32 protein-coding genes and 2 pseudogenes are annotated in these 26968 nt (G+C 69.6%); 25 read left to right on the top strand and 9 right to left on the bottom strand.

The genetic code is table 11. The features are described from left to right. The first annotated feature begins 2 nt into the window (after nucleotides 1-2). The gene (locus ACH4FX_RS40530; RefSeq protein WP_398486619.1) at nucleotides 3-173 is read left to right on the top strand and encodes a hypothetical protein; all 171 of its coding nucleotides are present in this window, start codon (nucleotides 3-5) and stop codon (nucleotides 171-173) included. A gap of 104 nt (nucleotides 174-277) precedes the next feature. Next, on the top strand, nucleotides 278-2950 hold the full coding sequence (gene lanL, locus ACH4FX_RS40525; RefSeq protein WP_398486617.1) for a class IV lanthionine synthetase LanL: 2673 nt from the start codon (nucleotides 278-280) through the stop codon (nucleotides 2948-2950). Between the two features lie 265 nt (nucleotides 2951-3215). Here the strand turns inward: lanL and ACH4FX_RS40520 are convergent, their stop codons facing one another. The 3 genes from ACH4FX_RS40520 to ACH4FX_RS40510 are packed head-to-tail and all read right to left on the bottom strand — an operon-like array spanning nucleotide 3216 to nucleotide 5317. Then, nucleotides 3216-4145: a hypothetical protein gene (locus tag ACH4FX_RS40520; RefSeq protein ID WP_398486615.1), complete on the bottom strand. Its 930-nt coding sequence runs from the start codon at nucleotides 4143-4145 to the stop codon at nucleotides 3216-3218. A gap of 45 nt (nucleotides 4146-4190) precedes the next feature. Further along, a complete protein-coding gene (locus tag ACH4FX_RS40515) occupies nucleotides 4191-5027 on the bottom strand; it encodes a DUF721 domain-containing protein (RefSeq protein ID WP_398486614.1) in 837 nt (278 codons plus the stop codon). Then, nucleotides 5024-5317, bottom strand: coding sequence for a hypothetical protein (locus ACH4FX_RS40510; RefSeq protein WP_398486612.1), 294 nt, complete (start codon nucleotides 5315-5317; stop codon nucleotides 5024-5026). The genes ACH4FX_RS40515 and ACH4FX_RS40510 overlap by 4 nt, the downstream gene beginning before the upstream one ends. A 109-nt stretch (nucleotides 5318-5426) precedes the next feature. Here ACH4FX_RS40510 and ACH4FX_RS40505 point away from each other — a divergent pair, with 109 nt between their 5' ends. After that, the gene (locus ACH4FX_RS40505; RefSeq protein ID WP_398486610.1) at nucleotides 5427-5897 is read left to right on the top strand and encodes a hypothetical protein; all 471 of its coding nucleotides are present in this window, start codon (nucleotides 5427-5429) and stop codon (nucleotides 5895-5897) included. Beyond that, nucleotides 5894-6184, top strand: coding sequence for a transcriptional regulator (locus ACH4FX_RS40500; RefSeq protein ID WP_398486609.1), 291 nt, complete (start codon nucleotides 5894-5896; stop codon nucleotides 6182-6184). Before ACH4FX_RS40505 ends, ACH4FX_RS40500 begins: the two co-directional genes overlap by 4 nt. A 60-nt stretch (nucleotides 6185-6244) precedes the next feature. On the opposite strand, the gene ACH4FX_RS40495 is transcribed toward ACH4FX_RS40500, so the two are convergent. Next, nucleotides 6245-6589: a hypothetical protein gene (locus ACH4FX_RS40495; RefSeq protein WP_398486607.1), complete on the bottom strand. Its 345-nt coding sequence runs from the start codon at nucleotides 6587-6589 to the stop codon at nucleotides 6245-6247. A gap of 319 nt (nucleotides 6590-6908) precedes the next feature. Here ACH4FX_RS40495 and ACH4FX_RS40490 point away from each other — a divergent pair, with 319 nt between their 5' ends. Further along, nucleotides 6909-7376: a hypothetical protein gene (locus tag ACH4FX_RS40490; protein ID WP_398486606.1), complete on the top strand. Its 468-nt coding sequence runs from the start codon at nucleotides 6909-6911 to the stop codon at nucleotides 7374-7376. Between the two features lie 630 nt (nucleotides 7377-8006). Next, nucleotides 8007-8297: a hypothetical protein gene (locus ACH4FX_RS40485; RefSeq protein ID WP_398486605.1), complete on the top strand. Its 291-nt coding sequence runs from the start codon at nucleotides 8007-8009 to the stop codon at nucleotides 8295-8297. Between the two features lie 67 nt (nucleotides 8298-8364). Here ACH4FX_RS40485 and ACH4FX_RS40480 read toward each other — a convergent pair whose 3' ends face one another. Beyond that, a complete protein-coding gene (locus ACH4FX_RS40480; RefSeq protein ID WP_398486652.1) occupies nucleotides 8365-8574 on the bottom strand; it encodes a hypothetical protein in 210 nt (69 codons plus the stop codon). A gap of 284 nt (nucleotides 8575-8858) precedes the next feature. Here ACH4FX_RS40480 and ACH4FX_RS40475 point away from each other — a divergent pair, with 284 nt between their 5' ends. Further along, nucleotides 8859-9287, top strand: coding sequence for a DUF4240 domain-containing protein (locus ACH4FX_RS40475; RefSeq protein WP_398486603.1), 429 nt, complete (start codon nucleotides 8859-8861; stop codon nucleotides 9285-9287). 336 nt (nucleotides 9288-9623) lie between these two features. Here ACH4FX_RS40475 and ACH4FX_RS40470 read toward each other — a convergent pair whose 3' ends face one another. Beyond that, nucleotides 9624-10049: a YjdF family protein gene (locus ACH4FX_RS40470; RefSeq protein ID WP_398486601.1), complete on the bottom strand. Its 426-nt coding sequence runs from the start codon at nucleotides 10047-10049 to the stop codon at nucleotides 9624-9626. Nucleotides 10050-10403: 354 nt separating this feature from the next. Between ACH4FX_RS40470 and ACH4FX_RS40465 the strand changes: the two genes are divergently transcribed. Beyond that, on the top strand, nucleotides 10404-10805 hold the full coding sequence (locus ACH4FX_RS40465) for a DUF4253 domain-containing protein (protein ID WP_398486599.1): 402 nt from the start codon (nucleotides 10404-10406) through the stop codon (nucleotides 10803-10805). Nucleotides 10806-11157: 352 nt separating this feature from the next. Here ACH4FX_RS40465 and ACH4FX_RS40460 read toward each other — a convergent pair whose 3' ends face one another. Beyond that, nucleotides 11158-12024, bottom strand: coding sequence for a hypothetical protein (locus ACH4FX_RS40460; RefSeq protein ID WP_398486597.1), 867 nt, complete (start codon nucleotides 12022-12024; stop codon nucleotides 11158-11160). Between the two features lie 95 nt (nucleotides 12025-12119). Between ACH4FX_RS40460 and ACH4FX_RS40455 the strand changes: the two genes are divergently transcribed. From ACH4FX_RS40455 to ACH4FX_RS40440, 4 genes are all read left to right on the top strand, one after another. Beyond that, nucleotides 12120-12680: a TetR/AcrR family transcriptional regulator gene (locus ACH4FX_RS40455; RefSeq protein WP_398486595.1), complete on the top strand. Its 561-nt coding sequence runs from the start codon at nucleotides 12120-12122 to the stop codon at nucleotides 12678-12680. A 389-nt stretch (nucleotides 12681-13069) separates the two neighbouring features. Beyond that, a complete protein-coding gene (locus ACH4FX_RS40450; RefSeq protein ID WP_398486593.1) occupies nucleotides 13070-13495 on the top strand; it encodes a hypothetical protein in 426 nt (141 codons plus the stop codon). Nucleotides 13496-13606: 111 nt separating this feature from the next. Next, entirely contained in the window at nucleotides 13607-14020 is a 414-nt protein-coding gene (locus tag ACH4FX_RS40445) for a hypothetical protein (RefSeq protein ID WP_398486591.1), read from the top strand. 278 nt (nucleotides 14021-14298) lie between these two features. Continuing rightward, entirely contained in the window at nucleotides 14299-14859 is a 561-nt protein-coding gene (locus ACH4FX_RS40440; protein ID WP_398486589.1) for a nitroreductase family protein, read from the top strand. Between the two features lie 669 nt (nucleotides 14860-15528). On the opposite strand, the gene ACH4FX_RS40435 is transcribed toward ACH4FX_RS40440, so the two are convergent. After that, entirely contained in the window at nucleotides 15529-16119 is a 591-nt protein-coding gene (locus ACH4FX_RS40435) for a hypothetical protein (protein ID WP_398486587.1), read from the bottom strand. A 722-nt stretch (nucleotides 16120-16841) separates the two neighbouring features. Here ACH4FX_RS40435 and ACH4FX_RS40430 point away from each other — a divergent pair. The 11 genes and pseudogenes from ACH4FX_RS40430 (at nucleotide 16842) to ACH4FX_RS40380 (ending at nucleotide 23935) form a co-directional block, all read left to right on the top strand. Next, complete coding sequence (locus tag ACH4FX_RS40430) at nucleotides 16842-17180, top strand: hypothetical protein (protein WP_398486585.1); 339 nt, start codon at nucleotides 16842-16844, stop codon at nucleotides 17178-17180. 325 nt (nucleotides 17181-17505) lie between these two features. Beyond that, nucleotides 17506-17760, top strand: a complete 255-nt coding sequence (locus tag ACH4FX_RS40425; protein WP_398486583.1) for a hypothetical protein — start codon at nucleotides 17506-17508, stop codon at nucleotides 17758-17760. Further along, nucleotides 17757-18212, top strand: a complete 456-nt coding sequence (locus ACH4FX_RS40420; RefSeq protein WP_398486581.1) for a type II toxin-antitoxin system VapC family toxin — start codon at nucleotides 17757-17759, stop codon at nucleotides 18210-18212. Before ACH4FX_RS40425 ends, ACH4FX_RS40420 begins: the two co-directional genes overlap by 4 nt. A gap of 186 nt (nucleotides 18213-18398) precedes the next feature. Beyond that, nucleotides 18399-18713 (top strand): type VII secretion target, encoded by a 315-nt coding sequence (locus ACH4FX_RS40415; protein ID WP_398486579.1) that lies wholly within the window; start codon nucleotides 18399-18401, stop codon nucleotides 18711-18713. Between the two features lie 5 nt (nucleotides 18714-18718). Next, the gene (locus ACH4FX_RS40410) at nucleotides 18719-19843 is read left to right on the top strand and encodes a WXG100 family type VII secretion target (protein ID WP_398486577.1); all 1125 of its coding nucleotides are present in this window, start codon (nucleotides 18719-18721) and stop codon (nucleotides 19841-19843) included. Nucleotides 19844-19938: 95 nt separating this feature from the next. Next, nucleotides 19939-20484 carry a hypothetical protein gene (locus ACH4FX_RS40405; protein WP_398486575.1) on the top strand — a complete coding sequence of 182 codons (546 nt, stop codon included), beginning with the start codon at nucleotides 19939-19941 and terminating at the stop codon, nucleotides 20482-20484. A 309-nt stretch (nucleotides 20485-20793) separates the two neighbouring features. After that, on the top strand, nucleotides 20794-21027 hold the full coding sequence (locus ACH4FX_RS40400) for a hypothetical protein (protein ID WP_398486574.1): 234 nt from the start codon (nucleotides 20794-20796) through the stop codon (nucleotides 21025-21027). 200 nt (nucleotides 21028-21227) lie between these two features. After that, a complete protein-coding gene (locus ACH4FX_RS40395; RefSeq protein ID WP_398486572.1) occupies nucleotides 21228-21626 on the top strand; it encodes a hypothetical protein in 399 nt (132 codons plus the stop codon). A 473-nt stretch (nucleotides 21627-22099) separates the two neighbouring features. Then, nucleotides 22100-22228, top strand: a pseudogene (locus ACH4FX_RS40390) (IS5/IS1182 family transposase); the annotation flags it as partial. 58 nt (nucleotides 22229-22286) lie between these two features. Next, a complete protein-coding gene (locus ACH4FX_RS40385; protein WP_398486570.1) occupies nucleotides 22287-22847 on the top strand; it encodes a hypothetical protein in 561 nt (186 codons plus the stop codon). A gap of 249 nt (nucleotides 22848-23096) precedes the next feature. Further along, nucleotides 23097-23935 (top strand): annotated as a pseudogene (locus ACH4FX_RS40380) (IS5 family transposase). Nucleotides 23936-24241: 306 nt separating this feature from the next. On the opposite strand, the gene ACH4FX_RS40375 reads toward ACH4FX_RS40380, so the two are convergent. Then, nucleotides 24242-25282, bottom strand: coding sequence for a winged helix-turn-helix domain-containing protein (locus ACH4FX_RS40375; RefSeq protein WP_398486568.1), 1041 nt, complete (start codon nucleotides 25280-25282; stop codon nucleotides 24242-24244). Nucleotides 25283-25449: 167 nt separating this feature from the next. On the opposite strand from ACH4FX_RS40375, the gene ACH4FX_RS40370 reads away from it, so the two are divergent. Next, entirely contained in the window at nucleotides 25450-25872 is a 423-nt protein-coding gene (locus ACH4FX_RS40370) for a peptidase inhibitor family I36 protein (protein ID WP_398486566.1), read from the top strand. An 88-nt stretch (nucleotides 25873-25960) separates the two neighbouring features. Then, nucleotides 25961-26851, top strand: coding sequence for a hypothetical protein (locus ACH4FX_RS40365; protein ID WP_398486564.1), 891 nt, complete (start codon nucleotides 25961-25963; stop codon nucleotides 26849-26851). Nucleotides 26852-26968 lie beyond the last annotated feature (117 nt).

The raw sequence follows: 26968 nt of genomic DNA, 5'->3' as shown, positions 1-26968 counted from the left end.
CCATGGACGTTCGTGAGCTGCCCGCGCCCCGGCAAGCCGCAGACCGTACTGTGGAACCCGCCCTCGACTTCGAGACTGTCGCGCAGTCCGCCCATGCGGTGGACCGCTGCCCGATCAGCTGCGTCGTCATCGGCGACCACTGCGTCGGCACGGCCTCGAACTTCGTCGAGTAACGCCACGGGGCGGCCGGGACCGGGCGCGCGGGCCGGGACCGTCGAACCACGGGCGCCCCGGCCGCGCACCGGGCTGGCCGCGACGACCTGGAAGGCGGCAGCGTGTGAGTGGTTCGGCCGCGTGGACGGCGGTGGACTTCGTCCGCGGTGTCCTCGGCGAGGAGACCGGGCACGGGTACGCACTGAGCGCCGGGCGGACCTGGGTGGGCGTCGGCCCCCGGGACAAGCCGCCTGCGGAGCACGGCTGGAAGCTGCATGTGTCTTCGCGCGCCGCCGACCTGCCCGCCTTGGCCGAGCTCGTCGTGCCCGTGCTGCTGCGCGAACGCTGCCACTTCAAGCTGGCGGCCTCGCAGCACAGGCTGGCCAGGATCAACGAGGGCTGGGAGTCGCCGGCCGCGGTCGGCAAAGCCGTCACCGTCTACCCCGACGGGCACCGCGTGCGCGCCCTCGGTCTTCATCTTGCGGACCTGCTGCGCGGGCGTCCCGGGCCGCGGATCCTCAGCGACCGCAGGGTCGCACCCGACGCGCCGGTCTACTACCGCTACGGTCCGTTCACGGCGCGCTGGATACCCGATCGCCGGGGAGTGTTGTCCGTCGGGATACCCGGCCCCGACGGGACGGTGTTCAAGGGCGCTGCGACACTTGAGTACCGGAGTCCCGGCTGGGCGAGTGACCCGTTCGCACCCGACGGAGGATCCGATGGCCATCCGTCCGGGGAAGCGGCGAAGATGGTGGGAGACCGCTACCGTCCGGTCGCCGGCATCTACCGGTCGGCCAAGGGCAACGTGTTCCGCGCGGTCGACCTCGGCACAGGGCGTACAGTCGTCATCAAGCAGGCACGGGCACTGGTCGCCGAGGACGCCGACGGTTTCGACACCCGGACCCGGCTGCGCAACGAGCGGCGCGTGCTGGAGCACTGCCGCGGTATCCCCGGCGTGCCCGTCTGTCTCGACCACTTCGCGCACGGCGAGGACGAGTTCCTCGTCACCTCGGAGGTCGGTGAGCACAATCTGCTCTTCTGGGTGATCCAGTCGGGTGGCCGTCTGCCCCGCCTCCGACGCATTGTGGCGGAACTGGCCGCTACGGTGCGGGCGTTGCACGACGCGGGAGTGGTGATGCGGGACATCAGTGCCCGCAACGTCGTCCTCGGGGCCGACCGCGCCCACCTCGTTGACTTCGGGATCTCCGCGCTGGACGGGCTGCATCTGCCGGGCGCGACACGCGGTTACGCTCCGCTCCGGCAACTGGCGGGTGAGCCACCCCGCCGCGAGGACGACTGCTACGCGCTCGGCATGGTCGTCGTACACGCGGCTACCGGAATGACCCCCCTGACGGCGGTCCGCAACAGCGACCTGGCGCGACACCGCGCCCTGCAGGCGCTCGCCGGTGCCGACCCCGATGAGGCACCGCCTGCGCGGCTCATCATGGACCTGCTGTCCGAGGATCCTGTACGGACCCGGCACGCACTCGACGAGCTCGCCTCGCCCACCGCCACGTCCGCAGGCGCGCACCGTGCGCCGGCCCCGCACCCGACAACACCCCGCGACCGGGCCGACAGTGCCAACGCCTCAGCGCCTTGCGCACTGCCTCCGCTGCCGGAGGTCAACGGTGAAACCGTGCGCGCATTACGCGAGCGCACACTCGACCAGCTGCTCAACAGACTCTCAGAGCCGGACGAGGCCGAAGAAGCCGATTCGTTCGCCGCTGTCGACGCCAGCGTCTACACCGGCAGCGCCGGCATCGGCCTGGAACTGCTCCATCACGGGGAACGGCCGGGGGCCGGCGCCGCACTCGACAGGCTCGTCGCCCTCACCCGGGCGGCCCTCACCCGGGTGACGCCCATCCCCGGCCTCTACTCCGGCGTCACGGGGGTCGCTGTCTTCTTCGCTGCCGCCGAGCGTGCGGGAATCACCGTTCCGCACCTCGAAGCAGCACCGGATCCCGACGAGCCGGACGGCGACGACGTCATGGTCGGCTGGGCCGGCGTCGGCCTCGCCAACCTCACACTGGCCCGGACAGCACCGCCCGGCTCGGCACGCCGTGCCCGCCATCTTCGAGCCGTCCTGCGGTGCGCCGGGGCCCTGTACGGCCGCACCGGCGTGGAAGGCTCGGCTGCCAAGTTCCCCGGCCCGGTTGCGCCGCCCGGCGGCCGTGCCGCCGCGTCCTCCGACCCGTCCTTCGGGTACGCCCACGGTCAGGCCGGTGTGGTGGGCTTCCTCGTCGAGGCCGCCGACGCAACGGGCGACCCGTGGGTGCGGCGCGATGCCGAGCGGCGTGCGGCGGACCTGGCGGCCCGCACCACACGCCTGACCGCTGCTGTCCTCGACGGCCCGGCCATGCCGCTGACCGCTTCCTGGTGCCAAGGGCTGGCCGGGGCCGCCGCACCCCTGATCCGCGCCGGCCAGGTGCTGGACGACCCGGAACTCAGCGCGGCCGGAACCGCGGCCGGCGAGGCGATGACGGGGCTGCTCCCGCGGATGGACAATCTCGGCCAGTGCTGCGGAGTGAGCGGCGTCGGCACCGCACTGATCGACATGGCAGTCGCCACCGGCCAAAAACGCTACCTGAAGATGGCTCGGACCGCCGCCCGCCAGCTGCTGGCCCGAAGCCACGGTCCGGACGGCAACCCCAGCTTCATTGACCCGACACAGCACGAGGCACCGTTGTCCTGGGCCATGGGCCTCGCAGGGATCCTGACGTTCCTGCGCCGCCTCGCCGACCCCGATTCCCCTGCGCTGCTCGGCTGGCCACTCGGAGCGGCCGAGCAGGCGCGGTGAGTCCCAGGCTGCGCCTGTCCACGGCACCCAGGTCTTGGCCGGGCCATTGTCTGTTCACAGAAGTGGGATGACCTGCCGCCGAGGCCGCCCTGCCGCAGTCGGTGGCCATGCTGGTCTCCCGGGACCATAATCCCCGGCCCCTGACACGCTTGCGCAGGTGAGCGGGGGCCACGCTTGTCTCGTCCGCCAGCACCATGTCCGACTCGGCACGGAGGTCTTCGCAACGGCCGTCCAGCCTGTCGTCAACTGACCGGAAGGTAGCCAGTCAACCACTGAAGCTTAGAACGCGCCGGGCGGCGGCGAGCCAGTGCTCGTTCCGGGCCTTTGCCTGGCGCAGAGCTGCGCTGTGTGCCTGGATCAGATGGCGTTGGATGCGGCTCTCGGCTGCGGTCCACAGCTGTACCAGCCGTGTCTCCTCCTTGCAGGCGACGTCACGCTCTGCGGTGGCGCGTTCGTCCGACGTAGCGCGCCCCCCGTGCGCCCAGCGTCGGTCGCCCGCGGCTGCCAGGGCATCGAAGTAGTCGAAGCCCGCCTTTCGCATGCACGCGCTCCACTGCCGCATGGCGCGTCGGACCGTGGGATTGCGCCGGGATGCTTCCAGGGCGGTGCCCGTGAGCTGGTTGAAGACGTGGGCGTCGGGTGGCGGGAGGCCACCGCCGAATCGGCGCACGGCCTCCTTGAGGCACCCACCGCTGCCGTCGCCGGAAGGCCCGTACGCGGCGCGCTGGACGTCGGCGGGCAGCTCTTCACGTGCCTCCCAGGCACGATCGCGTCGCACCAGCGACGCCGGGTCGGACTGCTTGGTCAGTCCGACTGGAAGAGGTCGTGCTCCGCCGATGTGGTCTTCCCTCGGCCGTTGGGGGAGGGAAGGCGTGTGGCGGGCCGGACGTACGTGTCGTAGACGAGGAACGCGATGACCGGGGAGCCGTGCGGCTGTGGGTGGCGACGGTCCCTCCTTCGCCCGTAGCCTCCAGTTCCCGCCCGGCAGCACGCCGCGGACCTGCGGCTCGCTGTACCGCTCCACCCGCCGGAAGCCCGGCAAGTCCTTGGCAACCACGAGACGGCCTTCCTCCTGGTCCAGGATGGGGGCCCTGCCGTCGTCGTCCCACGACTCGACCAGCACCTCCAGTTCGTCATCCTCGCCCTCAGCGGTGCCGGTGAAGTAGGCGTAGTAGCGCGCCGGTTGAGTGTCCATTTGATGATGGTGGCCCCTGGTGAACCGGGCATGGAGGAGATCCAGTCAACCCGCTTCAGCGGGCCTTTGGAGCGGAGCCGCCTTCGGGACCACGGCCGCTGTTCCGGCTTCACGCGCTGCACGCTCCGCTCGGACACGGCGCAGGGCCGCGGCGTGGGAGATGTCGGCCTGGCGGCGGCGCTCGGTGCGCGCCTGCTCGATCGAGGCCGGCGCATCGCCGGGGATGACGTCGGGCTCGGGGAATGCTCGGCGCGACAGCTCGCGCATCGCCTTGGTCTGCCGCTCCATCGCCTCCGCGATGGCCGGGTTCACCCGGGGCGGCGGCGCAGCCTGGCGGTGCGCCCCGATCGCGCGCCGGTACTCGTCCGGCGGCGGCCGGCGCTCCGCCGGGACCGCGGGCGCGGCGGGCGCGGCTGCGGTAGTGGCGGGGCCGGTCTTCCCGGGCGCGGGCGCCAGGACGTGCAGGGCGCGGACGTTCGCGTCAGGTACCCGCTCGTTGGCCGCCGCGATCAGCTTCGGGGCGCTCCAGCGCAGCTTCGTGCCGACGGCCGGGGCGGCGGGGACGACGTCCAGGCGGCCGGTGTCCGCATCGAACGCCACGGCCTGCACGCGCCCGGCGAGCTCGGGCACGGACGCGGCGAGGATGGCATCGAAGGCGGCTAGGACGGATCCGCCGGCGGCCGGGGCGACCATGCCGCGTTCGGTCATCATCACGCCGATCGCCGCACCGAGCCCGAGCGGCTCGCGGCCGTCACGGCGTACGGCGGTGCCAGTGCGCCGCTTCGGCTTCTTCGTCCGGGGGGCGCTGTTCTTCTTTGCCGCTTCCCGGGCGGCGACCAGGGCCTGGCGGGCGAGGTCGACGCCGCTCAGCTCGCCGGTCATGCGATCACCGTCCCGCTGGCGTCGCCGTTCAGCGGGCGCGCGGCGAGGCCGGGCAGCCGCTTCGTCCACGACGCGGGCCTCTCGGGCCGGGCGGCGGACCGCTCGTGCAGCTGCTCCAGCCGCGCCGCCAGCAGGTACTCGGCTACGCGCTCCCTCGCCGTGCCGGCGGCCTTCGTCGCGGCGGCGACGGCGTTCGCGCCGGTCGGGTTGTGCCGGAACCAGGGGCGCCCCTGCTCGGACCGGAACGCACGCCGGGCCTCGGCTTCGGCCTCCTGCGTACGGCCCAGCACCGCCAGGGCGTCGGGTGTCCCGGTCGGAGCAGTGGCCGCGACAGGTCAGGGCGAGGCTTGCGACCAGGATACTTGCCATGACGGCAAGTGTTCTGCGATTCTTTCCACCATGGAAACCAACTCGGACAATCCCGGTCGGGTGACGCCGGATTCGGCCCGCTCCGCCCTGGACTCCGTCGCCGCCTCCCGGGCCCATGCGGCCACCCACATCGCGGCCCCGTGGTGGTACCACGTGGGCCTGGGTGCCGCGGTGGCGCTCGTCTTCTCTTCCATGAGCCTGCGGGAGGCCTCCTGGGCAGTCTCCGTGTTCGTCGTCGTGGTGCTCGGCCTCGACTACGCGGTCCGGCGTGTGACCGGCGTCTCCTATCAGCGGTTCACTTCCACGCTCGGCACCATGAGGATCTTCGGCGGGTGGATGCTCGCCTTCGTCCTGCTGGCCGCCGCCGGCATGTACCTGGAGTGGGGTGCCGGTGTGCAGTGGGCCATCGCCGTGACCGGCGGTGTCATCGGCGTGCTTACCGCTGCCGTGGGGTTCCGCGTTGACGCGGTCGCTGGACGCGACATCCGGGCCGGACGATGACCGTCGCGGCCTTCGACGAGGTGATCCACGCACCGAACCGGTTGCAGATCTGCAGCATGCTCGCCGCTGTCGACGCCATGGAGTTCTCCGTCGTCCGCGAGGCGCTGGGGGTCAGCGACTCGGTGCTGAGCAAGCACGTCAAGGTCCTCCAGGCAGCGCAGTACGCCTCGGTCACGAAGGTCCGCCGGCGCGCCTGGCTCGCGCTCACCCCGACCGGCCGGAAGGCCCTCGCCGGACACATCGCCGAACTCCGCCGCATCGTCAAGCAGGCGGAAGCCGACCGCTGATCCGCGCCGGCCCGTCAACTCGACGCAGATCTAGGTGGTGGTGCCGACGGGCCTGAGTATCTAGTGCAAACCCCCACCACGGCCACCGTCCTCCAGCAGGACGGCACGATCCTCGCCGACTCCGATCAGGGTGGGTGAGGAGACGTCGCTGTCCGGTTGTCGGTCCAAGTGGCGGACCAGCCGTTCGGCACGGATGAGCGCGGCAATGAAGACGACCGTGCCAGCCAGCATGACCAGCCAGGCGACGGCCTGCCATGTCGATGCGGTGCGCAACACGTACGGTATGAACACAGCCATCATGACCGCGAGCACACCGAGCGCGGCCAGCCAGACGAGTCTCCTTATGGTCTCCTCGGGCGTCCTCAGGACAGGATCGCCGGCGCCTTCGTCGGACGCAGGGTGCACAGGTGTGGGAACAAGGCCAGCGGCAGCAGCTACAGGACCGCGATGCCAGGGCGCGAGGCCGCCCGGCCCGGTGATGGCCGGGGCTCGTCCGGCTCCGGCTGTCAGGAGCGCCGAACCGCACTCTTCTGGTTTTCCGGTGTTGAAAAACCTCCTTCGAGAGTCGATTTTCCATACTGGAAAATGTCGTCGTGGGAGGGTGCCGCTATGCCGGACGTACGAGTGGAGCAGGTGGAGGGGGGCCGCCGGATCGCGGTGCACGCCCCGTACAACACGGTGTTCAACTCCCGCGCCAGCAAGGACCGGCTGGTGGAACAGGCCGGTGCGCGACGCCTGGAACTTCGACGCCCGCGACGAGGGGCGCGTCCGGGCGCTGCTGCGGGAAATCTTCGGCACGGACGGCACGGAGACGGACGGCGACATGGTGACCGTGCGGGTGCGGCTGGCCGACCACATGGTCGGGCGCAACCGGGCGGAGTTCGCCGGACGGGAGATCGCCGTGCGTCCAGGCCGTAGGCGACCGGTGCGGTTCGCCCGAGGCGTCGTCCTCATCGAGGGACGGCTGCCCGGCGCCGGCGGCAGTGCGCGCTACCCCGAGATCAACGCGGGGGACGATGGGGTGGTGGAGATCCGCGACCTGCCGCGCGGGGCGCTTGAGGTCGAGGACGTGGACTCCTACGAGATCGTGGCGGACGACCGTCCGGCGGACCCGGCGGCCCTGCGGGCGGAGCGCGCGCGTCTGCTGGCCCGCGTCGCCGAGATCGACGCCCTGCTGGAGGGCCAGGCATGAAGACGCTGCCCAACACCCTGTTCATCGAGGGCATCAACGACCACATGCCGGTCCGGCCGCTGCGCGCGGCGCTCGCCCGCATCGCCACCTGACCCACCGAGGGCGATCGCACCCACGCGGACCTGACCCTCTACCCCGTGCACCAGGACCGGGCCACCTCCGCGCGCTGGTACGAGGTGTGGTGGACCTACCGCACCGTCACCGCGGTCCCCGACAGCCCCTGGGACGAGAGCGCAACCCATTGCGAGGTCACCGCTGTACGCATCGAGCGCCTGGCCGTCCTGCCCGCCCCGCCCGTCATCCCCGTCGAGCAGCGCCCGGCCGCCGCTGGACCTGTGGACATCAGCCACCTGACCGAGGCGGAGCTGAGGATGCTGGGCGGGGTGGACAAGGCGCGCGAGTACGCCGAGCGCCACCAGCAGGCCGCCATCACCCAGGACCGGACGGTCGACATCTACGACTGGCACGCCTACGCCGCCACCGTCATCGACCAGCTGGCCGTCCCGGTGCGCTCCCTGACCCCCGGGCAGCGCGCCGCCACCGCCCTGGCGCGCTACTTCGACGCGCAGTGGGCCGAGCTCGCCGCCCGCCGGTCGCTGCTCGGCATGACCGACAACGCCCTTCAGGCCGGTGACCTGGGGCCGGGAGCATCTGGGCCAGATGGCGCCGCTGCTCGATCCGGCCCTGGTCACCGAGCATGCGGTGGCCGAGGTCATCGCCCGCACCCCGCAGCCCTCGCAGGCCCCCGGCCGCCGCGGACGCCCCGCCATCGGCCCGCAGGTCAACGTCTCCTTCCAGAAGGATCTGCTGGCCCGCGTCGACGCTGCGGCGGACCGCGCCGGGCTGACCCGTGCCGCCTGGCTGCGGCAGGCGGCCGCGGCCGAGGCCGCCCGCGCTGAACAGCGCGCCGCCGTGGACTGAAGCGCGTCATGCCGCGGGCCCGTACGGACTTCCGTACGGGCCCGCGGCATGACGGGATGCCTGCGCTTCAGCTGCCGACGTCACCGGCGTCGTCGGCTTCCTCCCAGCGCCAGCCGGGTGCAGTCATGACCTCTACCCGCTGTGGTGAAAGGGCCTCGCGCTCGGGCAGGGCGCTTTCGGCCAGGCGCCAGCAGCCTGAGCAGAGCGGGCCCCGGTCGTCGGTGCGCACCATCGCGCTGCGCCCTTTACGCCGGGTGGTCGGCGTTTCGCACAGCATGCGGACTCGCAGTCCCCTCACGATACCCGCGGCCGCTGCGCTGGGGAGCGGGGAGGCCGCGGGCGGGGGTGGCGTACGGCTGCTCCCGGGGGAGCGCGGCGGTCAGGGCGGCCGCTGGAACTCCGGCCCCGTCGAGGGCCGCGTTAACCACATCAAAATGATCAAACGGCAGATGTTCGGCCGCGCCAAGCTCCCCCTGCTCCGTAAGCGGGTCCTGCTCACAGCAGCAGCGAACAGGTGACTCCGGAGGCTGAGTGTCAGACCCCTGCGTCATGCTCGATGGTGTGAACGAAGATACTTTCTGGAAGCTCATCGAGGATTGCAGGCCCACAGGACCGGACCCCGACTCCGAGCAGCTGGCAGCCGCACTGACCGAGCACCTCGCCCAGTCCCCGGTGTCCGTGGTCATCGGTTTCGCCGAGCAGCTGTCCTGGGCCCTTTACCGCCTGGACCGCAGGGAACTCGGACAGGGCCTTTCCGGTGACGCCTTCCTCTACGCACGCTGCGCAGTCGTCGCCGCCGGCCGGGAGGTATTCGAAGGTGTACTCCAGGACCCGGGTGCCTTCGCCCCGTTCGCCACCGACTTCATCTGGGCCGAGAGCTTGCTCTACACACCAGACCACGCCTACGAACGCATCACCGGCGAAGAATGGGACCGCAACACCCGCTACTCCTACGCGTCGTACTCGAACACCGGCGGCTGGGCTGCCTGAACACCACTGCCTCCCATGAGGCAGGTCCCGCCCCCAATGATCGTCCTCACGGAATATGTGCCTGATCCCGATACCCACCCGTCCCGCGGGCGGTGCGGCCGACGGACATGGGCGCCAGCCGCAGCCGACGGACTCCATGGCCTTGAGGCTGCCGTGGCGCAGCTCATCGCCGTGCGCGGCACCGTGCGCTACGCCCGCAGGCCGCACGAGCGGGAACCGGACAGGCCCGCGATGCGCGGCCGGAAGGGTTCCGTCATGCGGCGAACCTCTTGTTCTCGATGGTCCTCGCCGGACGGGGCCGGGCTGGGTATCGAAAGCGTGGCATGTGCGAGGAGGTTAGTGGCCCCGGTGGCGGGCCTTGGCCTTGGCGCGGGCGTGAGCGCGGCGCTGTTCGTCCTCGGCCATACGGCGACGCTTGGCCGCAGCCTTGCTCTCAGCCTTCGACTCCTCGAAGCTGCGGGCCAAGGCCTCCTGCGCCGCGGTGCTGACTGGGCGGGCGGACTGCTCGCGGGCGGCGGCTCGGGCCAGCCGCTTGGGGTTCACCACGCGGGGCCGACTGGCCATGTCGGTCTCTACGACCGGGGCGGCGAACGCCTGCTCCAGCAGCCGGTCGTAGCCGTGGAGGGAGAACTCCAGCAATTCCGCCCCGGTGGGCTCGGCGCCGAAGACATGCCGGGCAGCACGGACGCCTTCCGGGTCGCTGATCTCCAGTACACCGACCCAGAACGGATCCTCGAAGAACACAGTGAACGTGCTCGGCACAGACGCCTCCCATGGTTGTCGTTCCTTGACGTGCCGTCTGGTGCGGCGGCACGGGGAGCAGGGGCGGACCGGACACCCTGGGAGGGAGGTTACTGACCGCTCTGCCGGGCAAAGCGGCGTCCGGACTACCTACCGGACCGTGTTTTCGTACGCTCCTGCTCCGTTGCCAGGGTATCGGCCGGGCGTGGGGTCACCAAGGGCCATCGCGCGGTTTCCGATAGGGAACGCAGAGGTCAGCTGACCTGTTCCAGCATGGAGAGACGGTCGAACACGGCGCTCACGCCGGACGACGACCCGGCGGCCACCGTTCCCTTCAGGCGGACCTGGCCGGGACCGGCACCCAGCCCCGGCTCCGTGACGGACCCCGAGAAGAAGGCCGCCGAGTACGCGCACGCCTTCGCCGCCCGCCGGCCCAGGTCCCGCCTGGGTCTCGTCGCTGCCGCCCGGGGCGCCGATGCCCTCGCAGCCGTCGGCGGGGAAGGGCCCGTCCACTACGACAACGACACCGCGAAGTTCTCCGCCGTCGTGCGTGACTGGGAACGGCGCTTCGGCGCACGCGTCGTCGCCCTCGGCTCCGCCATCCTCCACCTGAGCGTGGCCGCACCCCCGGCACGGAAAGAGGATGCCCTGCTCCTCGCCGCGGAGCACTTCGCCTTCTGCCCCGATACCATCTGGCAGGGACCCCACCCCCACACCCTGGCCGCATACGCCGAACGCATCACCGGCGCACACCACTGGGAATTCCGGTGGGACTGACCGCCCGCGGAACTGCGGGGAAAGATCACCGGGGCCGCGCACGTTCCCCGTCTGCTTGGCTTCGTTCTGGCTCAGGTTCCGTGCAGCAGTGACTGAGTGTTGCTCCTCGGGAGGTAGCTGCCTCACTGGTTAGGGCTGGACTTGATCCGTCCCTACGACGTTAGGGTGCTGATTCACGAACCGGAGTAATTGTCAATTCCTGTGGATGGCGTGACTGATCGCTTCAACCGTGGCAGATGAGTGTTTCAGTTGGTAGCAGGCATGCTCGGTTCGGACTTCTTCGTCTACCGCCTCGTTCTGCCGGTCGGGATTCCTGTGCGTCAAAGGCCGCGCTGTCCGTCCGCTGTGGGTGTCACACCTTGCCGATGCCCAGCGTCGTCTCTGACGGCAGCAGGCCAGAGCCGAGCACGGCGACCCAGAACTCGCCCAGGAGATCAGCGAGCCGGGCCGTGCCCTCCTCACCGAGGGCGGTCCAGGGCCCGGCAGCCAGTTCGTCCGTGCGCCGTTCGATCTCCGCTCGCAGCTGGCGGCCGGCGGGGGTTGCGGTGCCGTCGGAGTCCAGCAGGCCGCGGGCCGCAAGCCGTTCGCGGGCCGCGGCCCATTCCTCGGCGCTCCAGCCCCGGCTCTGGAACGTCCTGTCGGACGCGGCGCCTACGGCGGCGAAGGACACCAGCGCCTCGGCCGGATCGAGGCCGGCGGTGAGCAGGGCGGCCAGATGCCCGTCGCCGCGGTGCTCGCGCAACACGGTCGCGGCGTGCCACAGCCGTAGATGCGGCGAGTCGGGCCATTCCAGTGCGGCGTTGGCAGCGGCGAGCGGCCGTCCGGCGGTCACCGCGGCCTCGGCGGCCTGGTGGGCGAGCGTGGCGGCCTCGGCGAGCTCGGGGCTGCCAATGTGCTTGCCGAGCAGCCTGCGGTAGGTCCGGTCGACCGCCCGGGACCGGGCAGCCAGCACATCGACCGGTGCGGCGGTCTCCCAGACGCGAGCGGCATACCGCTCGACCGTCCGCGGGCTGAAGCTGTAGAAGACCGACGCGATCTGTCCGGGTCGTACCGGCCCGAGGGGCGCGGCCCGGTACGGGAAGTAGCTCGGCCACCGCGTATCGGTCGCGAAGCCGAGCGCGGCGGCCTCCTCGAAAGCCTCGGGCGCGTAGTAGAGCACGGCATGCAGAGGTTCCAGCAGATGCCACATATGCCGTACCCGGGCCGGGTCTTGCAGCATTGTTCCTCCTCGTAGCCACCCATAACTTGACGCTGACTAGATTGGTCACCGACCTACAACTTGTCAATGTCTAGATTCTGCGTAGCCTGGTGACCATGACCAGCCAGCGCCCGTACCACCACGGCAATCTGCGGCGCGCCGTCCTCGCCGCGGCCCTCGACGTCATCGCCGCCGATGGACCGTCTGCTCTGAGCCTGCGCGATCTCGCCCGCCGGGCCGGCGTCTCGCACGCCGCCCCGGCCCACCACTTCACCGACCGGACAGGACTGCTGACCGCCATCGCCACCGAGGGGCACATCCTGCTCACGCAGACGCTGGCGGACGCACGGGACCTAGGCGACCTGGGAGCTCGCTATGTCCGCTTCGCGACCCAGCATCCGGCGCACTTCCAGGTGATGTTCCGTCCGGAACTGCTGCGCACCGACGACCCGGCACTTGTCGCGGCGACAGACGGCACAGCTCAGCGGCTACGCAAGGGCGTCGCGGCCCGTGGCGGCACCGACCTGGAACTGGCCTTCATGTCCGCCTGGTCACTGGCCCACGGCTTCGCAACGCTGCTCCTCGCCGGAAACCTGGACCGCCCGCTGGGCGGCCGGGACCCTGAAGAGGTGTTTCGCGCCGTGGCCGGACTACAGTTCGCACCACCCCCGTCATGACGGCCGGACCCAACCTCTTGAGAAGCGCCTGAGAAGGCACGCGCCCAGCACAGCGCGCAGCTGTGATGACCGCCCAGACGTCGCTGGAAACCGGACACAGGCCATGAAAGCGGCGCTCCCCGCCGGCTGCGCCGCTCAGAGCCGCCGGCTCACACGCTCAGTCGCAGACGGGTTGAGGCCGTTCATGCCACGGCGGGCTCGGAGCGTTCGACGAGGTGGTGAGGTGGTCGTATGGCAGGTCGTAGCCGGTGTCGGGGGCGGTGGTGAGCACCGTCTCGGGCAGCAGGCCCCGCGCATCTGAGGCTTGTGGGGTGGCTGACGCCACTTGGTACGGTTGTCCGCATTTGGGCGGCCCGGAGCAGGGCCTCAGATCTCATGGAGGCCGGGCAGTGCGATTCACCTGCCGAAACTTCGGACTGTCGGATCTGCCGCGGCGCGGCCTCACCCCGCAGGAGGCTCCCCTGGATGTGCTCCTCCTCGACATCGAGGCAGATCTGTCCATCTGGGAAGACGGGCGGGTGGTGTGGTCCGAGGAGACATTCCCTGTGGCCGAGCTGGCGTACCGCGTGGCGCTCTGGCTCCAGGGCCCGGACGCCGGCTGGGAGGACTTTGAGCTCGACTCGATGCAGGCGGACCCGGGGCTGATCCGCATCACGGGTTCCGACGAGGGCTGGCGAATCGGCTCCACCTACACGCCGGACTTCTGGACCTCACCCATCGCCTGGGACGATCTCGTGGCGGAGCTCGAGCAGTTCGACCGTTGTGTGCGCGACGGCGTCGCCGCGATGGGCATCGATCCCGCCTTCATCCCCTGAGGCCCACCATCACGGTTCCGCCGCTCACCACGACCAATGAAACACCGAAGCGAGTGATCTTCTGTGACGACAAGACGCCCCCTATGACGACTGCCCCGGACGGAGACTGAGGTGCCCACCACACGAGCGCGTACCCGTATCAGGGCCTGTACGGCGGTGTGGGCCGCGGCCGGGGTCGCCGCGATGCTGATCGGCGTCCCCGCCACCGCCTGGCTGTCAGGTTCGTACTGGACAGGGCTCGTGCTGGGCGAGGCGTACTTCCTGGCCCAGGTACTGCTCGCCGCCCAGGCGTTTCGCACGGCTGGGCGCAGCACCGCCCAGGCACTGCGCTGGGTGGCGGGGTCGCTGGCCTGGGCCGGTCTGCCGCTGTGGCTCCTGGCCGCGCTGGCATGGCTCAACGCCGACACCAGTGACACGTGGGCGGATCTCGTGCCGAGGACGACCGCGGCAGGCGTGACCTTCCTGCTCCTCACCGGCGCCGCATGGGCCACCGCACACAGGCTCCGCACACAGCACCGCAGCTGAGCGCCGGCATACGGACGCGTCGGCGGGAAGGTCATGGGCTCTCCCGCCGACGCTTTGCTTGGTACTCCAGTTGCAGTTCCTCGTTTCTGCTGGTCAGAGCCGTTTTTTCGAGGCACCCCCTCCGGCAGGTCCTCATGCACATCTGAGGCTTCCCCGTTACGGGTGGGGTGGCTGACGTCACTTGGTACGGTTGCCCGCCGGTAGATCGTCTGACGTGGGCGGTGCCCGCGCTCGCACCGGCCGGAATAGGCACCCGCGGGCGCCGGTTGTAGCGGAACGTGCACCATCCTCAGGAGCCGCCCAGCGGCATACACCCGTTGCTTGCCGGGCGTTTCAGCCCTTACCGGTTCGATCCGTCTGCAGTTGTCGACGACCACGCCCTGGGGCTGCTGCTGGAAGCCGCGCGGTGGGCGCCGTCGGCAGGGAACTCCCAGCCGTGGAGCTTCTTCACCAGCAGGCCCGGTGAGCCGGAGCACGACCGGGTGCTCCCTCACCTTGCGCCGAGCTCAGCCCGCTGGGCGACGGACGCGAGCCTGCTCGTCGTCACGCTGACCCGCCGGCACGTCGATGACACGCAGCTGCTGTACTCCGAGTTTGCGGACTACGACCTCGGCCAGGCCATCGCTCACCTGACCGTTCAGGCCCAGGCCATGGGGCTGGCCACACACCAATTCCGGGCCTTCGACCTGGAAGGGCTCACCAAGGAACTGGACCCGAACCCGGGCTGGGCGATCGTCTCCATGGTCGCGGTGGGCAAGGCGGCCGGCGGACCGCCGGAGGGCCGCGCCCGGCACAGCGTCGCGCGCTTGCGCTCCGCTCCCTGGTCACCGGCGGAGTAACCGCCGAGTCGCTGTCACCCTGTGACCACCCCCATCGCCGGGGTGGCTGACCTGATAGCCGACGAGAGGACCGATGCATGGCGGCCGACTGGGACGCACTGGACTGGACATGCCCCACGTGCACGGCATCGCGCAGGAAGACGTGCACCACGAAGGCCGGCCGCCCCCGGCCCGCGCACCTCGCCCGCCGCCTCACCTCGCTCCTGCTGCAGTTCGCTGTACGCTGCGGCCGCGGCCAGCCGCCCGCCGAACGCGCCCATCTCGTACGGTCCCTGAGCGCAGCCCGGGAAGCGGACAAGTCGGGGTCCTATTCGCCCCCTAGCCGTCGCTGAAGTATCGATTCACCACAGGTTCCGGCCGCCCCGTGTTGTCCAATGTCTTCGGGGATGAACGGAAGTGCCCCGGAGCTACGCCAACACGCTGCACCTCATGCAGAGGGCGCCAATACCCATAACGGGGTATCAACATGCCGGTGTAGCTACCAGGGTGTACTTGCTATCGGCGGGCTCGCCAGGCTGCGACTGCGCCACTCGCCGTGGTGCATGTCAGCAGAGCACCAATGGCGATACCCCACATATCACCACGCCAAAAACCGCTAGCCGTCACGATGAGCGCAAGGACAAGCGAGATGGCGAGGAGTATCCGTCCGATAAGCATTATCAGCAATCCTTAAAAGCAGCCTTGGACGCCGTGGGCTGCCGCTGCCGCTCCGCCCATAAGGGCTCCGGTAGCGGCCAGCGTCGTCCCGCCGCTGACTGGAGCCGCTACAACGCTACCAATAACGCCAAGGCCAGCACCCATGGTTGCCACACCATCCCAGAAGCAGTTCGAGTTGGAGCGCTTGGTGCGTGTTGTCACCTTACCTTGGGTCGTCGGCGGGACCACGACGCCTTCAATTGTGGAGCCCTTCACGTCAGCGATCTTCTGCGTGAGCTGGTCACCCTTGAGGGTCCAGGTGGCCTTGTGAATCTTCCCGGCCTTGTCCTTGACGTCGACCCGCTTCATGCCGCCGTCCAGCGTCCCGTCGGCCTTGAGGAACCGGACGCCGTGGTCGGTAAGGACCGCATGGTCCCCCTTGGGCAGGTTGAGCTTGAACGTGGAGGTGGCCGCGAACTTCGCCACCTCACCGTCCTTGGCAAAGACATTTGCAGCCTTGCCCTGCGGAGCCGGGGCGGCAGCCATGGCGGTGCCAGCCGTGGAGGACACGATCGCGGCGGCAATCACAGTGGTGGCCAGGGCCGAACGCAGGCCGATACGCATAGACATTTAAACCTTTCAATCACTTCCGCCCCCATGGCTGGGGACGCATCCACCCTTGCCGCCAAAAAGGGCAACTTGTATGACACCCGTCACAAAGCGAGTAAACACGCAGACAAGATCATTTAGGTGCTGAGCAAAACATTCAACCAACCACCCACCTCGCGCCCAAAAAGCCTGTCTTAAACGGAGATTGGGATACTGCTCAATGCATCTCTGGCTCTTTCGTCATGGATCCGGATGGCGCCTTCTTGTCCCTGCGGCGATGCGTCAGCTGAGCCGCTGCGCCTTCCCGGATCCCGAGCCGGCCCCGGACGGCGGCCCGGCTCACCTCGAGGACGTGCGTGCCAAGCAGCGGCGAGTGGCCGACGCCTCCCATGCCGCTGCCCTGCGCCGGGCGCGAGCCGAGCGGGCGGGTGCAACGTCCGGCTCGACGGTGCCCCAGACCTTCGTGAAGACCGCGTAGGTTGCGCCCGGTCGGAGCATCACTGTGGCCCGGGCGAAGACGTTGAACTGGCGTCACATCCGGTTGTCGAAGGGGTTCGTGGTGGCGGGCAAGACAGCGCAGAAGGGCGCACCTGTGTGGGGAGGACGGATGATCCACTTCACTCCGACCCAGCCCGGGTCCCGGGCCATCGCCGCGGCGGAACGGGCGACGGTGGACGATCAGCGCTGGTACAAGCGCAATCCCGGTTCGCGTCTGCGTATCCGGGTGGCCGGCCGTGGTGAGTTCGACCAGTGGCTCAAGGATCAGCAGAGCATGGCCGCTGGAGCCGGGCAGCCGCCTGATCGTGGTGGTGGACCTCGTCCAGCCGGGACGGCGCATGCGCGGGCCGTACTGCGTGGTGTCTCAGGGAACTCCTCACCAGGGGGACCTTTACCAGGCTGAGGTCGAATGGCTGCGCGAGCAATGGCTGAAGGACAGCGCGGCCCTGGAGGCGGAAGTGCCGTACGACGACACAGCCGCTGCCGCCTTCGCCCAGTGCCACGGCCAAGGGCGTCGTCTGTCGTTCTTCCCCGGCAGAGGGAGCGTGGTCTCGCTGGACATCGATCCGGGCGCGTGAGCCCGGTTGCTGCGGATGACGGACGGCAGGGCCCGGCGGGAGGTCCGCCGGGCCCTCCTCTTGTCGTACGCCCTCCGGCCGCGAGAGTCCGTCATCGTCGGAAGCGGAGGAAGACCAGTGGCTGACCTGTTGGCCGTGCCATCTTGCGGAGGTGCCCCGCTGCAACGGGGCCTCCTGCGTTCTGCTGTGCGTGTCCGGACCGTTCACGTCCTCGCGCCCGTGCCCGTGAAGGCCGTCCCCGCCACGGCGGCCGCCGCCCCGGCCTCGCAGACGGCCGCGCCCGCCGTGCTGGTGGAGCGCCGGACGTCGCCGGAGGGCTACCGCCGTGCATCGAGGGCCCGAGGACGGGCCCAGCATCACCGCACACGTCACGGCCACGGGTGCCACCGCGGACTACCTGCGCCAGCTGGCAGCGGTCACCGGCCAGTCCCCGGAAGCTCTCACCATCCAGTGGGCCGCCGGGCAGATCGTCGTCCCCGACACGGCGCTCGGAGACGATCCGGCCGTACCCGACTGGCCCGCGCTGTTCGACGGACCGCCGGATCTGTCCGAACACACCCACGCGTACCTGCGCCGGTGACCACTGCGCCGGCGTTCGCCGTCGCCGACACCTCGGTCCTGCTCGCGGTGTTCAACGCCCGGGACCGTAACCACCGCGCCGCCCGTGAGGTGCTAGGGCTGCCCCGGACGCTGGTCATCTCCCCGCTGTGCCTGGCCGAACTGGACTACCTGCTGACCCGGCAGGCCGGCGAGCGGGCCGCGCTCGGCGCGGTACGCCATCTGACCGCCCTGGCCCGCCTCGGCCGCAGACAGATCGCCGACGTGGACGGCGACCTGCTCTCCGAAGCCGAAGCCCTGATGACCACCTACGAGGGCCACGCCCTCGGCCTGGCCGACACTGTCAACGCCGCCCTGGCCTGGCGCCTGCGCCGCCCCCTGATCCTCACCTTCGACCGGCACTACTCGGATGTGATCGCACCACGCCGCAAAGGCGAACAGCCCCTCGATGTCGCACCACCGCGCCATCTATAAGGCCAACGTTCCGGAGCCTCCGGCTGCGCCACCTCTCAGTAAGGTGGCGCAGTTTGCCGCCCCATTGCTACCTGCTTTCCGAGAATTGAACCGCCTTGTCGCGATCTTGATGGGTACGCCGGCACGCAGGCGACCTGCCGCCCTTAGCATGCTTGAAGTAATCAGGTCCGTCGCGGGGAGCCGACCATGACAAAAGAACACTTCGCCGTACACCCGGAAAAACTCCGGTCCCTGTCCGAGGCATTCACGCGGACAGGTGCCCGACTGGAAGAGCAGCTCACGCTTTTCGCCGGCAAGGCGGAGAACGTGGATGATGCGTTCGGTGTGCTCAGTGAATCCACCGAAGCGCTGCAGAAGTACGTCGAAATGACGCAGGCCACGGTCGTCAGCCTGCAGCAGCTGCGTCGGCAACTTGCCGGATACGCAGGCGGCCTCAACCGCTCCGCGGCTGCTTACGAGCAAGCCGAAGCGCGGCACGCGTCCGCCTTCCAGGGGGCGTGACGGCCGTGGCCGAAGAACAGCACGTTGAAAAGAGTTTCAACATTCTCAAGCCCGGCGGCAATCCCGAGGTACTGCGTAAATGTGCCGCTGTGTGGCGGGAAATGGCCCAGGATCTGTGGACTGTCGGTGCCGACTTGAACCGCCAGGTGGAAGACCTGGACAAAACCGACTGGGATGGCCAGGCGGCGGAAGGATTCCGCGCCCACTGGACACACACGAAAGAGCAGATCGATCATGCACTGCCCGACTTCCACCAGGTGGCGAAGGAATTGGAGCAGGCGGCCAACCACATCGAGGACACCAACAAGCAGATCGAGCACGTCCTTGAGGAACTGGCCGTCACCGCGGCCGTGGGCATCGGTCTGACCGTCGTCACGGCAGGGTTCTCCGACCTGGTGGCCGCCGGGAGCGCGGCAGCGGAAGTCGCTGAGGCAGGTGTTGTCGTCGCACGGCTCGGCAGGGTCCTCAAGCAGGTCGAGTCGGCTCTGGAGGCTCTTCGAAGGGTGATGCAGTCCAGCAAGCTCCTGAAATTCGGCGTGGAGTTCGCGACGAACACCGCGGGAAACTTCACGGGCAACGTGCTGGGCCAGGCTTTCACCGGCCAGGAGATCACCTGGGGCCAGGACTTCCAGGACGCGGCGGTGGCCGGCGGGGTGGGCACCGTGGTGGGAGCGGGCGGCCGGGCACTGGGCGCCAAGCTGCCCGGTGCGCTGGGCGATGTCGTCGGAGGCAGAGGGCTCGCGGGCAGGGCGGTTACCGGCGCTGTCACCAGCGGGGCGGGCCAGACGGCCGCCGACGCGGTCGACATCGCCGACGGGAACGCGGGCGGCAAGACGAGCGACAGCATCATCCCCGACCTGATCACCAGCGCCCTTGGCGGTGCGGCGGGCGGCGCGGCGGTGCACGGTGGCGATACCTGGTACGACCGTGGCGGACCTGGCGGCGGGGGGCGGCACCGGGACCTCGAGACCGGGCCCAGCTTCGGCCCTGGCCGGGAAGCCGCCGCCAACGGTGTGGTGTACGGAGATGCCAATGCCAACGAGACCGACCGTACCGCCGACCACCCGGACAGCCCGTTCGACAAGCCTCGTTCCAAGCTGACCGACCCGGACGGCGCATACAAGGAGTGAGGAGACAGCCAAGAATGTGGCGGTTCCGAAAAAGCCTCCGCAGATACCGCGAGGATCCCGACTGGCATTACCGCAAGCGAGAATCCCGCGACTGGGTGAAACATTTCGGCGCCCCCGGCCACCCCTTCGGCCCGCGCGGCAACCACGTCAAGCACATCCTCGAAGGACACATAAGGAGCTACGCGGCAACGCTCTTCCACCTGGCCGCCGTACACAAAGGCGGCCGGCACGCCACCGACGTCAGCATGTACTCCGTGGCAGTACTGGCCCTGCCCACCGCGCTGCCCGCCACCGTCCTCTCCCCAACCAGCCTCGTCCGCCGCTTGGCCGCACCGCCCCTCCCACCCCGAGCCGGCACCCCCGTAGACCTCTCACCCACCCGCCACCCCCGAATGACCGCATGCTCAACCGACCCCGCCTTCGCCAGTCTGATCCTCACCGAGCACGTCATCCGGACAGCGGCGGACACCAAGATGGGCTGGCGCCTGCACGAAGCCCACATCATCGGCTGGATCCAGGAACGCAAACCGTACGAGCGCATCATCGGGCTCGCGGAAGCCTTGGCGGATGTCGTCGAGGAGTTTCCGGAAGCAGTGTGGGGCTGGGGCCGCCCTACACCCGGATGCCCATCGGCACACTGACATCTCCGGGTTGTCGGCCGAGCGTGTAGCCGCCCTGCGGCCCGAGGCGAACCGGGCCGAGAACGCGGCCCGCGACGCGTCGGCCGACTTTGCGAGAGTTTGAGGCACAGAGCGTTGGCTTGCCATCGGGACCGGCTGCACCGACCGGTGCAGCCGGGCGCTCACCCGCGAGCAAAGTCAGCTTCTCCACGTCCACGACACGCTGCCAGTGCGCGCCGGAGCGCCCGGACCGTACCGGTCCGGTTTTGGAGACATGAAACTCGGTCGGCCCCATAGTCCGCCGGTCGGGCCTCGGGGTGCCATGTGGTCATGGCTTTCTACACCGAGACGGAGAAGCGGCTGCGGCTGCTGGACCGGCAGCGCCGCGCCCTGGACATGCGGCGCGACGCGGTAACGGCGACCGCGGTGGACCTGGTGCTCCACCATGGACAGGAGCTGGGGCCCACAGCCCGGCGGGCAGGACTGACAGCGCACGCGCTGCGGCAGGCCGTGCACGCTCACCCAGAGATCGCGTCAATCCTGCTGGGCGTCCCGGAGGGATAGCGCACCGGCGTGCTGTCCGTCGGCGGTCCGATAGCGGCCGCCACTCGCGCAACGCGGCCCCCGGACGGCAGACCAACGTCCCCCATCACGAAGCCGAAGCTGTCTGCCGGCCTCGCTGCTGTCCCGGCCAAACACACGCAAGCAGACCTTCACGGCGGGGGAGTACGCCCCGCGAGCCGGCGTTGGCAGGGAGTACCGCCATGACCTATCGCCCTCACGAATCTCCGTACGGGCCGGATAGCCCGGATTACGGCCTGTCCTACGAGCCCGACCCCTGGGCTGATCCCGAGCCGGTCGATGATCCGGACGCATGGGAGAGCACCCTCCAGGAACAGGACCCGCACGAGGATCACGCCGAAGCCGGGTGGGAACAAGCTCTACGCGAGGGCTTGATCACCCGGGAACAGTTCGCGCAGCGTCGCCACGCCGATGCCCCTGTTTCTCCGCGGCCTGAAGCACCGGGTCAAGGACCGGTGATCAGGTCGGCGGTGGAGAAGCTGCGTGTCAAGCTGGCCGACCCCGGCCTCAGTGCCGAGGAACGGGCCGACGACGAGCGGACCCTGGCCACGCTGGAAAGCTGGCTCCAGGAGGAGCAGTAACCCTTTGGGCAGTCCGGGCTGCGGATTTCAACGCCGGTGTGCGCGCCGTGTGGTGACCAAACGCGCCAGCGGTCGCGAGTGGGTGTTTCGCCATCGAGCCTCCGTGAAAGGCCGGGCGAGCGGGGTACTGAGGAAGGGACAGAGCAGACGCCGCCGCAGCCGCCCGTCCGGGACACGGCTCCTCTCCGGTCCCGGACGGGCGGCTCGCTGGCCGTTGCGGGGACCGCGGGAGTGCCCCGGGCAACGGGCGGCGGACAAGCCGGATCCGTGCGTCCGCTGCTCGAATGCGGATCCGGCGGTCTGCTCTGTCGTTCGTGACCGCTCTGACGAAGGGGGCACCGACCGGGGGCTGGGGCAGGTGCTCACCAGCATAGAACCGCCGGTCGCATCCCCTCAACGGGCCTCATCGCCAGGCCACCGGCCTCCAGCTCGGCACCCTTCGACGTGGCATGACCGGCTCACAATCAGCTTCTGAACGCACCCTGTCCTGGCTGGGCGGCTGCCGCTGCCTGCACCGCCGATATGAACGCAAGGCCGAGCACTTCCTGGCCTTCGTCGGCCTTGCCAGCTCCCTGATCTGCTACCGGCGCATCGTCCGCTGAGGAGAAACGTCCAGCAGCGGGTACAGTCCCGGCGAGCCCATCGGAGCCGGGGGGCAGCTTGAACAGCTCAATCAGCCAGATCGTGATCGCGGTTCTGGGCATTGGCGGCACGCTCGCAGCCGCCGTGATCACACAGCGCGGTGCCGACCGTGCCAGGGCCCGCGAGCTGGAACACAACAGGCAACTCCAACAAGATGAACGCGAGTACGCCACGCGCCAGGCCCAGCTCGAGGCGCGGCGCACGTGCTATGCCACGCTCAGTGCGGGTACTCGCGACCTGGCCAACGTGATGACGAAGGTCCTTCACGCCTTGGAACGAGGCGAGGTGCCCGAGGAGCTGCGATCAGACCTGGACCGGGCACGCCGTGAGCACCGCCTGCGTCACGCCGAGGCCCAGATGGTGCTGCCCGACACCGTGGCGGAGGCGGCCAGCACGGCAAACCGTCATCTTGGCGATCTCTATGGCCTGCTGATGCGACTCGATGGAGGCACTACCCAGCAGGGAGAGAACCTGGAAGCCGCCTGGGCGAGCATGGACCAGCTATGGGGCCCCTTGTGGAGATTGCGCCACGTCATGCGTGTCGACCTCGGGATCACGGCACCCGATCAGGACCTGTAGGGGCCCATAGACATCTTCCAGTTCACCAACCAAGATATCGTCTTACTGAGCGTTTGGTCCTGTCTCATTGCAGTCTGCGGGGGGGCGGGTGTGCTGGCTCGGGACGGAAGGGTCCGGTGAGCCGATCGGTGTGGGATCCAGCGGCTGAGGGCCGTCTCGTCCCGGAATCTCCCGTCTCCTTCTGCGACGGGGCAGTCCGCAGCCCTTCGCCCCCTCGCCAAGCCGACCGCCGCGCGGTACATCCAAGACATGACCCCGCGCGACGGGTACCCCAGCGATTTGTCCGACGACCGCTGGGCACTGATCGCCCCCGTGCTCACCGCCTGGCGGGCCCGGCGCCGCCGCGACGCCCTGGACATCGGCCGCCCGCCCGAGCACGACCTGCGGCGCATCATGGACGCGATCCTGTACGTGGACCGCACCGGCATCCCCTGGCGCTACCTGCCCCACGACTTCCCGCCCCACCAGACCGTCTACGGCTACTTCGCCACGTGGCAGCGGGACGGCGTCTTCACTCAGCTGACCGGCCTGCTGCGGCGCCGGGTCCGCGAGACCGAGGGCCGCGACGGCGAGCCGTCCGCGTGCGTGCTGGCCTCCCAGACCATCAAGACCTCCGCCAATGTGCCGCTGGCCGGCCAGGGCACCGACGCCGGGAAACGGATCGTCGGCCGCAAGCGCCACCTCGGCTGCGACACCCTCGGCCTGCTGCTGACCGTCCTGGTCACCGCCGCCAGCGTCTCCGACACCCGGCCGGCGTGCAGCTGCTCTCCCGCATCGCCGCCGCCCACCCCCGCATCCGCAAGGCGTGGGTGGACGCCGGCTACCGCACCACCGCCATCGACCACGGCGCGGCGCTGGGCATCGACGTCGAGCCCGTCGCCCGCCCGCCGGGCCGCCGCGGCTTCGTGATCATTCCGCGGCGCTGGACCATCGAGCGCAGCATCGGCTGGCTCATGCACCACCGCAGGCTCGCCCGCGACTACGAAACCCACCCCCACCGCAGCGAAGCCCTGATCCAGCTCGCGATGATCGACCTCATGACCCGCCGCCTCACCGGCGAAACCACCCCCACCTGGCGCGGAACCTGACCCCGCGGAACCAGACACCCGCTACAGGACCAAACGCTCAGTTAGAGGTCGTTTTCACCGGCAGAGTCTGTTTGCTCGCAATATCTCCTTGTGGCGAGATGGCGCACAGTGACCGTCGGCGGCTCAGGCATCGTCTGTGTTCATGGTGTGCCCGTATTGCCTGCCTCATCCCGCAGGATCTGTCTCATTCCAGGAGACGCGGTTCACCCTGTTACGTACTCCTCCGTCACACGCTGATCCGGGAAACAAGCGGCACCTGGGAAGCACTGAGACACATGGTGGAGCACAACCAGCAGAAGTGACCTCTCAACCTGCCGCCATCCGGGCCTTCGCCTGGGAGATGAAGGAGCGGCCCGCGTTGGTCACGGTGTGCAGCATCATGTTGCGGTGCCGTGCTGCCGCGGTCAGGCCGGCGGAGCGGAGGAGAGTGGCGTGTTCGCTGGCGCTGGCCGGGGCGATGCCCGTGTGGCGGGCGAGTTCGGTGGTGTTGCAGCCGGGATGGTCGGCGATGGCGCACAGTACGGCGGCGCGGGTGCGTCCCAGGAGTGCGGAAAGTGCCTGCGGAGCACCGTTCGTCTCGTCCGTGTGTGCTGTGGAGGGCCTGTGGGTGTGGGCGGGCTGTCCGGCGCTGTGGATCGAGAAGGACAGCCAGCGCTGGGGCTCGGCGTCGGCCACGTTGAACGGGTCCAGCGAGAAGAAGGGGTCTCCGCCGAGCAGGGTGGGAACGAGGAGGAGTCCCCGGCCGCCGAGATGGACGTCGAGCCGGCCGGGGAATTGCACCTCCAGTACGGGTGGATCCCAGCGGATGCGGCGTGGATCGAGGCCGGCGAGCATGCTCTCCACACCGCCCTCGGTCAGGCGTTGGACGCGCAGGGCCCGGTCCGCGGCGGCCAGCGCGTCGATCTGCGGCCAGTGCGGGAGGACCACGTGCTCGTGGATCTGCTGCAGCATGCCGAGGTACTGACGCAGCGCGCCGCGGTCGTCGCCGAGGCGCCGTAGCCAGCCGGGGACCGGATATCCGCGCTGGTTGAGACCGGACATCTGTTCCTGGACCTGTGCCACGGGGGTGGCGGACACGATGTCGATCGCTTCCTGGGACGTCGCGGCCTCCACGGGGGTCAACACGAAGTCAGGGGACCGCCCCATCCAGGGATGCCGGCCGACCAGTGTGCGTACCGGGGGAGCCAGCCGTGTGAAGGCCTCGCGCTGCCAGGTGTCCAGGCGCGCGGTGCAGTCCGGCTGCCGGACCATCCATATGGCCATGCTCACGTCCAGCAACGGCCGGGGCGCCGGTGCCAGTCGGGTACGTGCCAGGTCTTCGAGGGTGAAGTGGATCCGTAACGCCATGCACCGATGATGCCGGGCTTGTGGTTGTTCGGTCCATGCCGAATCACCTCGTCGCCTCACCCGTCGCCGCAAGAACCTGGATGTGGCGCGGACGGGACCACCAGGTCCGAAAGACCGTAGGGGTCGGCTGCGCCGCCCATCACAGGAACCAGCGAGAAGGACACCGCATGCGTATCCGCCGAATCACCACACTGGGCGTCACGGCCGCCGCGCTCGTGCTCGGGCCGGCGCTGCCCGCCCTGGCCAACGGCCCCCAGCCGGCCCCCACGGTCCACCACATCCGGACCGCAACCGGCGATACCGCCGACACCGCCGCGGGCAAGGCCAGGCCCCGGCAGAAGGTCGAGGTCTGGGAGCACGCCAAGTACAAGGGCAAGAGCAAGGTCTTCAAGAACAACCAGAAGAACCTGAAGTCGAGTTCCTGGAACGACACCATCAGCTCCGCCAAGAACCGGGGCAGGCGGGCGGTCACCTTCTACTCCGAGAGCCACTACCACGGCGCCAAGTTCTCCCTGCTCAGCGGGCAGAAAGAAGCCCACTTCGGCAACCGCGGCATGGCGGACACCACCAGCTCGATCAAGTTCCGCTGACCCGGGGGTGAAGCGGGTGGGGTGCGTCGCAGGGGAGCGCACCCCACCCGGCCCTGTCGTTTCCTCCGTCCATACCAAAGGCCCCGCCATGCACGCATCGCGCACCCCGGCCGCCACCGTTACCGTGCTCGCGCTGCTCCTTGCCACCACCGCCTGCACGGCAGCGCCACCAACTTCCGGAACCGGGGCAGCCCCCGCGGCCGGTCCACCTCCGGCTCCCAGCCGGCAGGCCCGGGACCTACGGCTTCCTCTGGACGTCTACGCCCTGACCGACGCCGACACCAACACCCTCGACGACGCCCAGGACGTCCTTCTGCGCCGGTGCATGAAGGACCAGGGGATGGACTGGAAGACGCTGCCCCGCATCAGTCCTCGCGACCTCGAACCACAGAACCGCCGACGCTACGGGGCCATCGAGGCGGCCGTCGCCCGCCGTTACGGATACCATCCGCCTCCCGCCCCGCCGGCGCTGACCCGACGCGACCGCGCATGGGACGAACGCGAAGAGCTGCCCGCCGGCGTGCAGCGCGCCGCGTACGGGCCCTCCGGCGACGGGGGGTGCCTCAAGGAGGCCATGCGCCGACTCGGCGGCGGTCTCCCACAGCCCGACGCACACACCTTCAACCAGCTCACCGGCACCGCACTGGATGCCTCTCAGCGCGACCCCGCAGTACGGGCCGCCATGCGGAAGTGGAGCGCGTGCATGCGAAGGGCGGGTTTCGACTATCCCGATGCCCTGGCAGCCGCGGGCGACCGACGCTGGACGAGGACCGCACACGCCACTCCCGACGAACGCGCCGTCGCCGGACGCGACGTTGCCTGCAAGGACGAGACCCAGCTGGTCCAGGTCTGGGTCGCAGCCGAGACCCGCATTCAACAGCACCAGATCCGGGCCCATACCCCTGCCCTGCGCCAGGCGAAGGCCCGGAAAGATCGCTGGCTCGCCGCCGCCCACCGCGTCCTGGAGACCTCCGGCTGACGGTTACTGACTTTGTCTGCGCGGTGTCGTCAGGGCTGACAGGTGGTGATCGCTGCGGTACGCCCGAGACATGAGGTATCCGCAAGGCGGTGGCCTGACTGCCGAAAGGCAGGCGTT

Source organism: Streptomyces sp. NPDC018019 (assembly GCF_044327805.1).
Classification (GTDB): Bacteria; Actinomycetota; Actinomycetes; order Streptomycetales; family Streptomycetaceae; genus Streptomyces.
Note: the sequence above shows the minus strand (reverse complement) of the source record. Positions and strands in the feature narration are given on the sequence as shown.

What these genes read in the sequence shown, in the direction of transcription:
- ACH4FX_RS40530 (WP_398486619.1), top strand. Translation starts at nt 3, where the DNA reads ATGGACGTTCGTGAGCTGCCCGCGCCCCGGCAAGCCGCAGACCGTACT.
- ACH4FX_RS40520 (WP_398486615.1), bottom strand. Translation starts at nt 4,145, where the DNA reads ATGGACACTCAACCGGCGCGCTACTACGCCTACTTCACCGGCACCGCT.
- ACH4FX_RS40515 (WP_398486614.1), bottom strand. Translation starts at nt 5,027, where the DNA reads ATGACCGGCGAGCTGAGCGGCGTCGACCTCGCCCGCCAGGCCCTGGTC.
- ACH4FX_RS40505 (WP_398486610.1), top strand. Translation starts at nt 5,427, where the DNA reads ATGGAAACCAACTCGGACAATCCCGGTCGGGTGACGCCGGATTCGGCC.
- ACH4FX_RS40500 (WP_398486609.1), top strand. Translation starts at nt 5,894, where the DNA reads ATGACCGTCGCGGCCTTCGACGAGGTGATCCACGCACCGAACCGGTTG.
- ACH4FX_RS40480 (WP_398486652.1), bottom strand. Translation starts at nt 8,574, where the DNA reads ATGCTGTGCGAAACGCCGACCACCCGGCGTAAAGGGCGCAGCGCGATG.
- ACH4FX_RS40460 (WP_398486597.1), bottom strand. Translation starts at nt 12,024, where the DNA reads ATGCTGCAAGACCCGGCCCGGGTACGGCATATGTGGCATCTGCTGGAA.
- ACH4FX_RS40455 (WP_398486595.1), top strand. Translation starts at nt 12,120, where the DNA reads ATGACCAGCCAGCGCCCGTACCACCACGGCAATCTGCGGCGCGCCGTC.
- ACH4FX_RS40435 (WP_398486587.1), bottom strand. Translation starts at nt 16,119, where the DNA reads ATGCGTATCGGCCTGCGTTCGGCCCTGGCCACCACTGTGATTGCCGCC.
- ACH4FX_RS40415 (WP_398486579.1), top strand. Translation starts at nt 18,399, where the DNA reads ATGACAAAAGAACACTTCGCCGTACACCCGGAAAAACTCCGGTCCCTG.
- ACH4FX_RS40400 (WP_398486574.1), top strand. Translation starts at nt 20,794, where the DNA reads ATGGCTTTCTACACCGAGACGGAGAAGCGGCTGCGGCTGCTGGACCGG.
- ACH4FX_RS40395 (WP_398486572.1), top strand. Translation starts at nt 21,228, where the DNA reads ATGACCTATCGCCCTCACGAATCTCCGTACGGGCCGGATAGCCCGGAT.
- ACH4FX_RS40375 (WP_398486568.1), bottom strand. Translation starts at nt 25,282, where the DNA reads ATGGCGTTACGGATCCACTTCACCCTCGAAGACCTGGCACGTACCCGA.
- ACH4FX_RS40370 (WP_398486566.1), top strand. Translation starts at nt 25,450, where the DNA reads ATGCGTATCCGCCGAATCACCACACTGGGCGTCACGGCCGCCGCGCTC.
- ACH4FX_RS40365 (WP_398486564.1), top strand. Translation starts at nt 25,961, where the DNA reads ATGCACGCATCGCGCACCCCGGCCGCCACCGTTACCGTGCTCGCGCTG.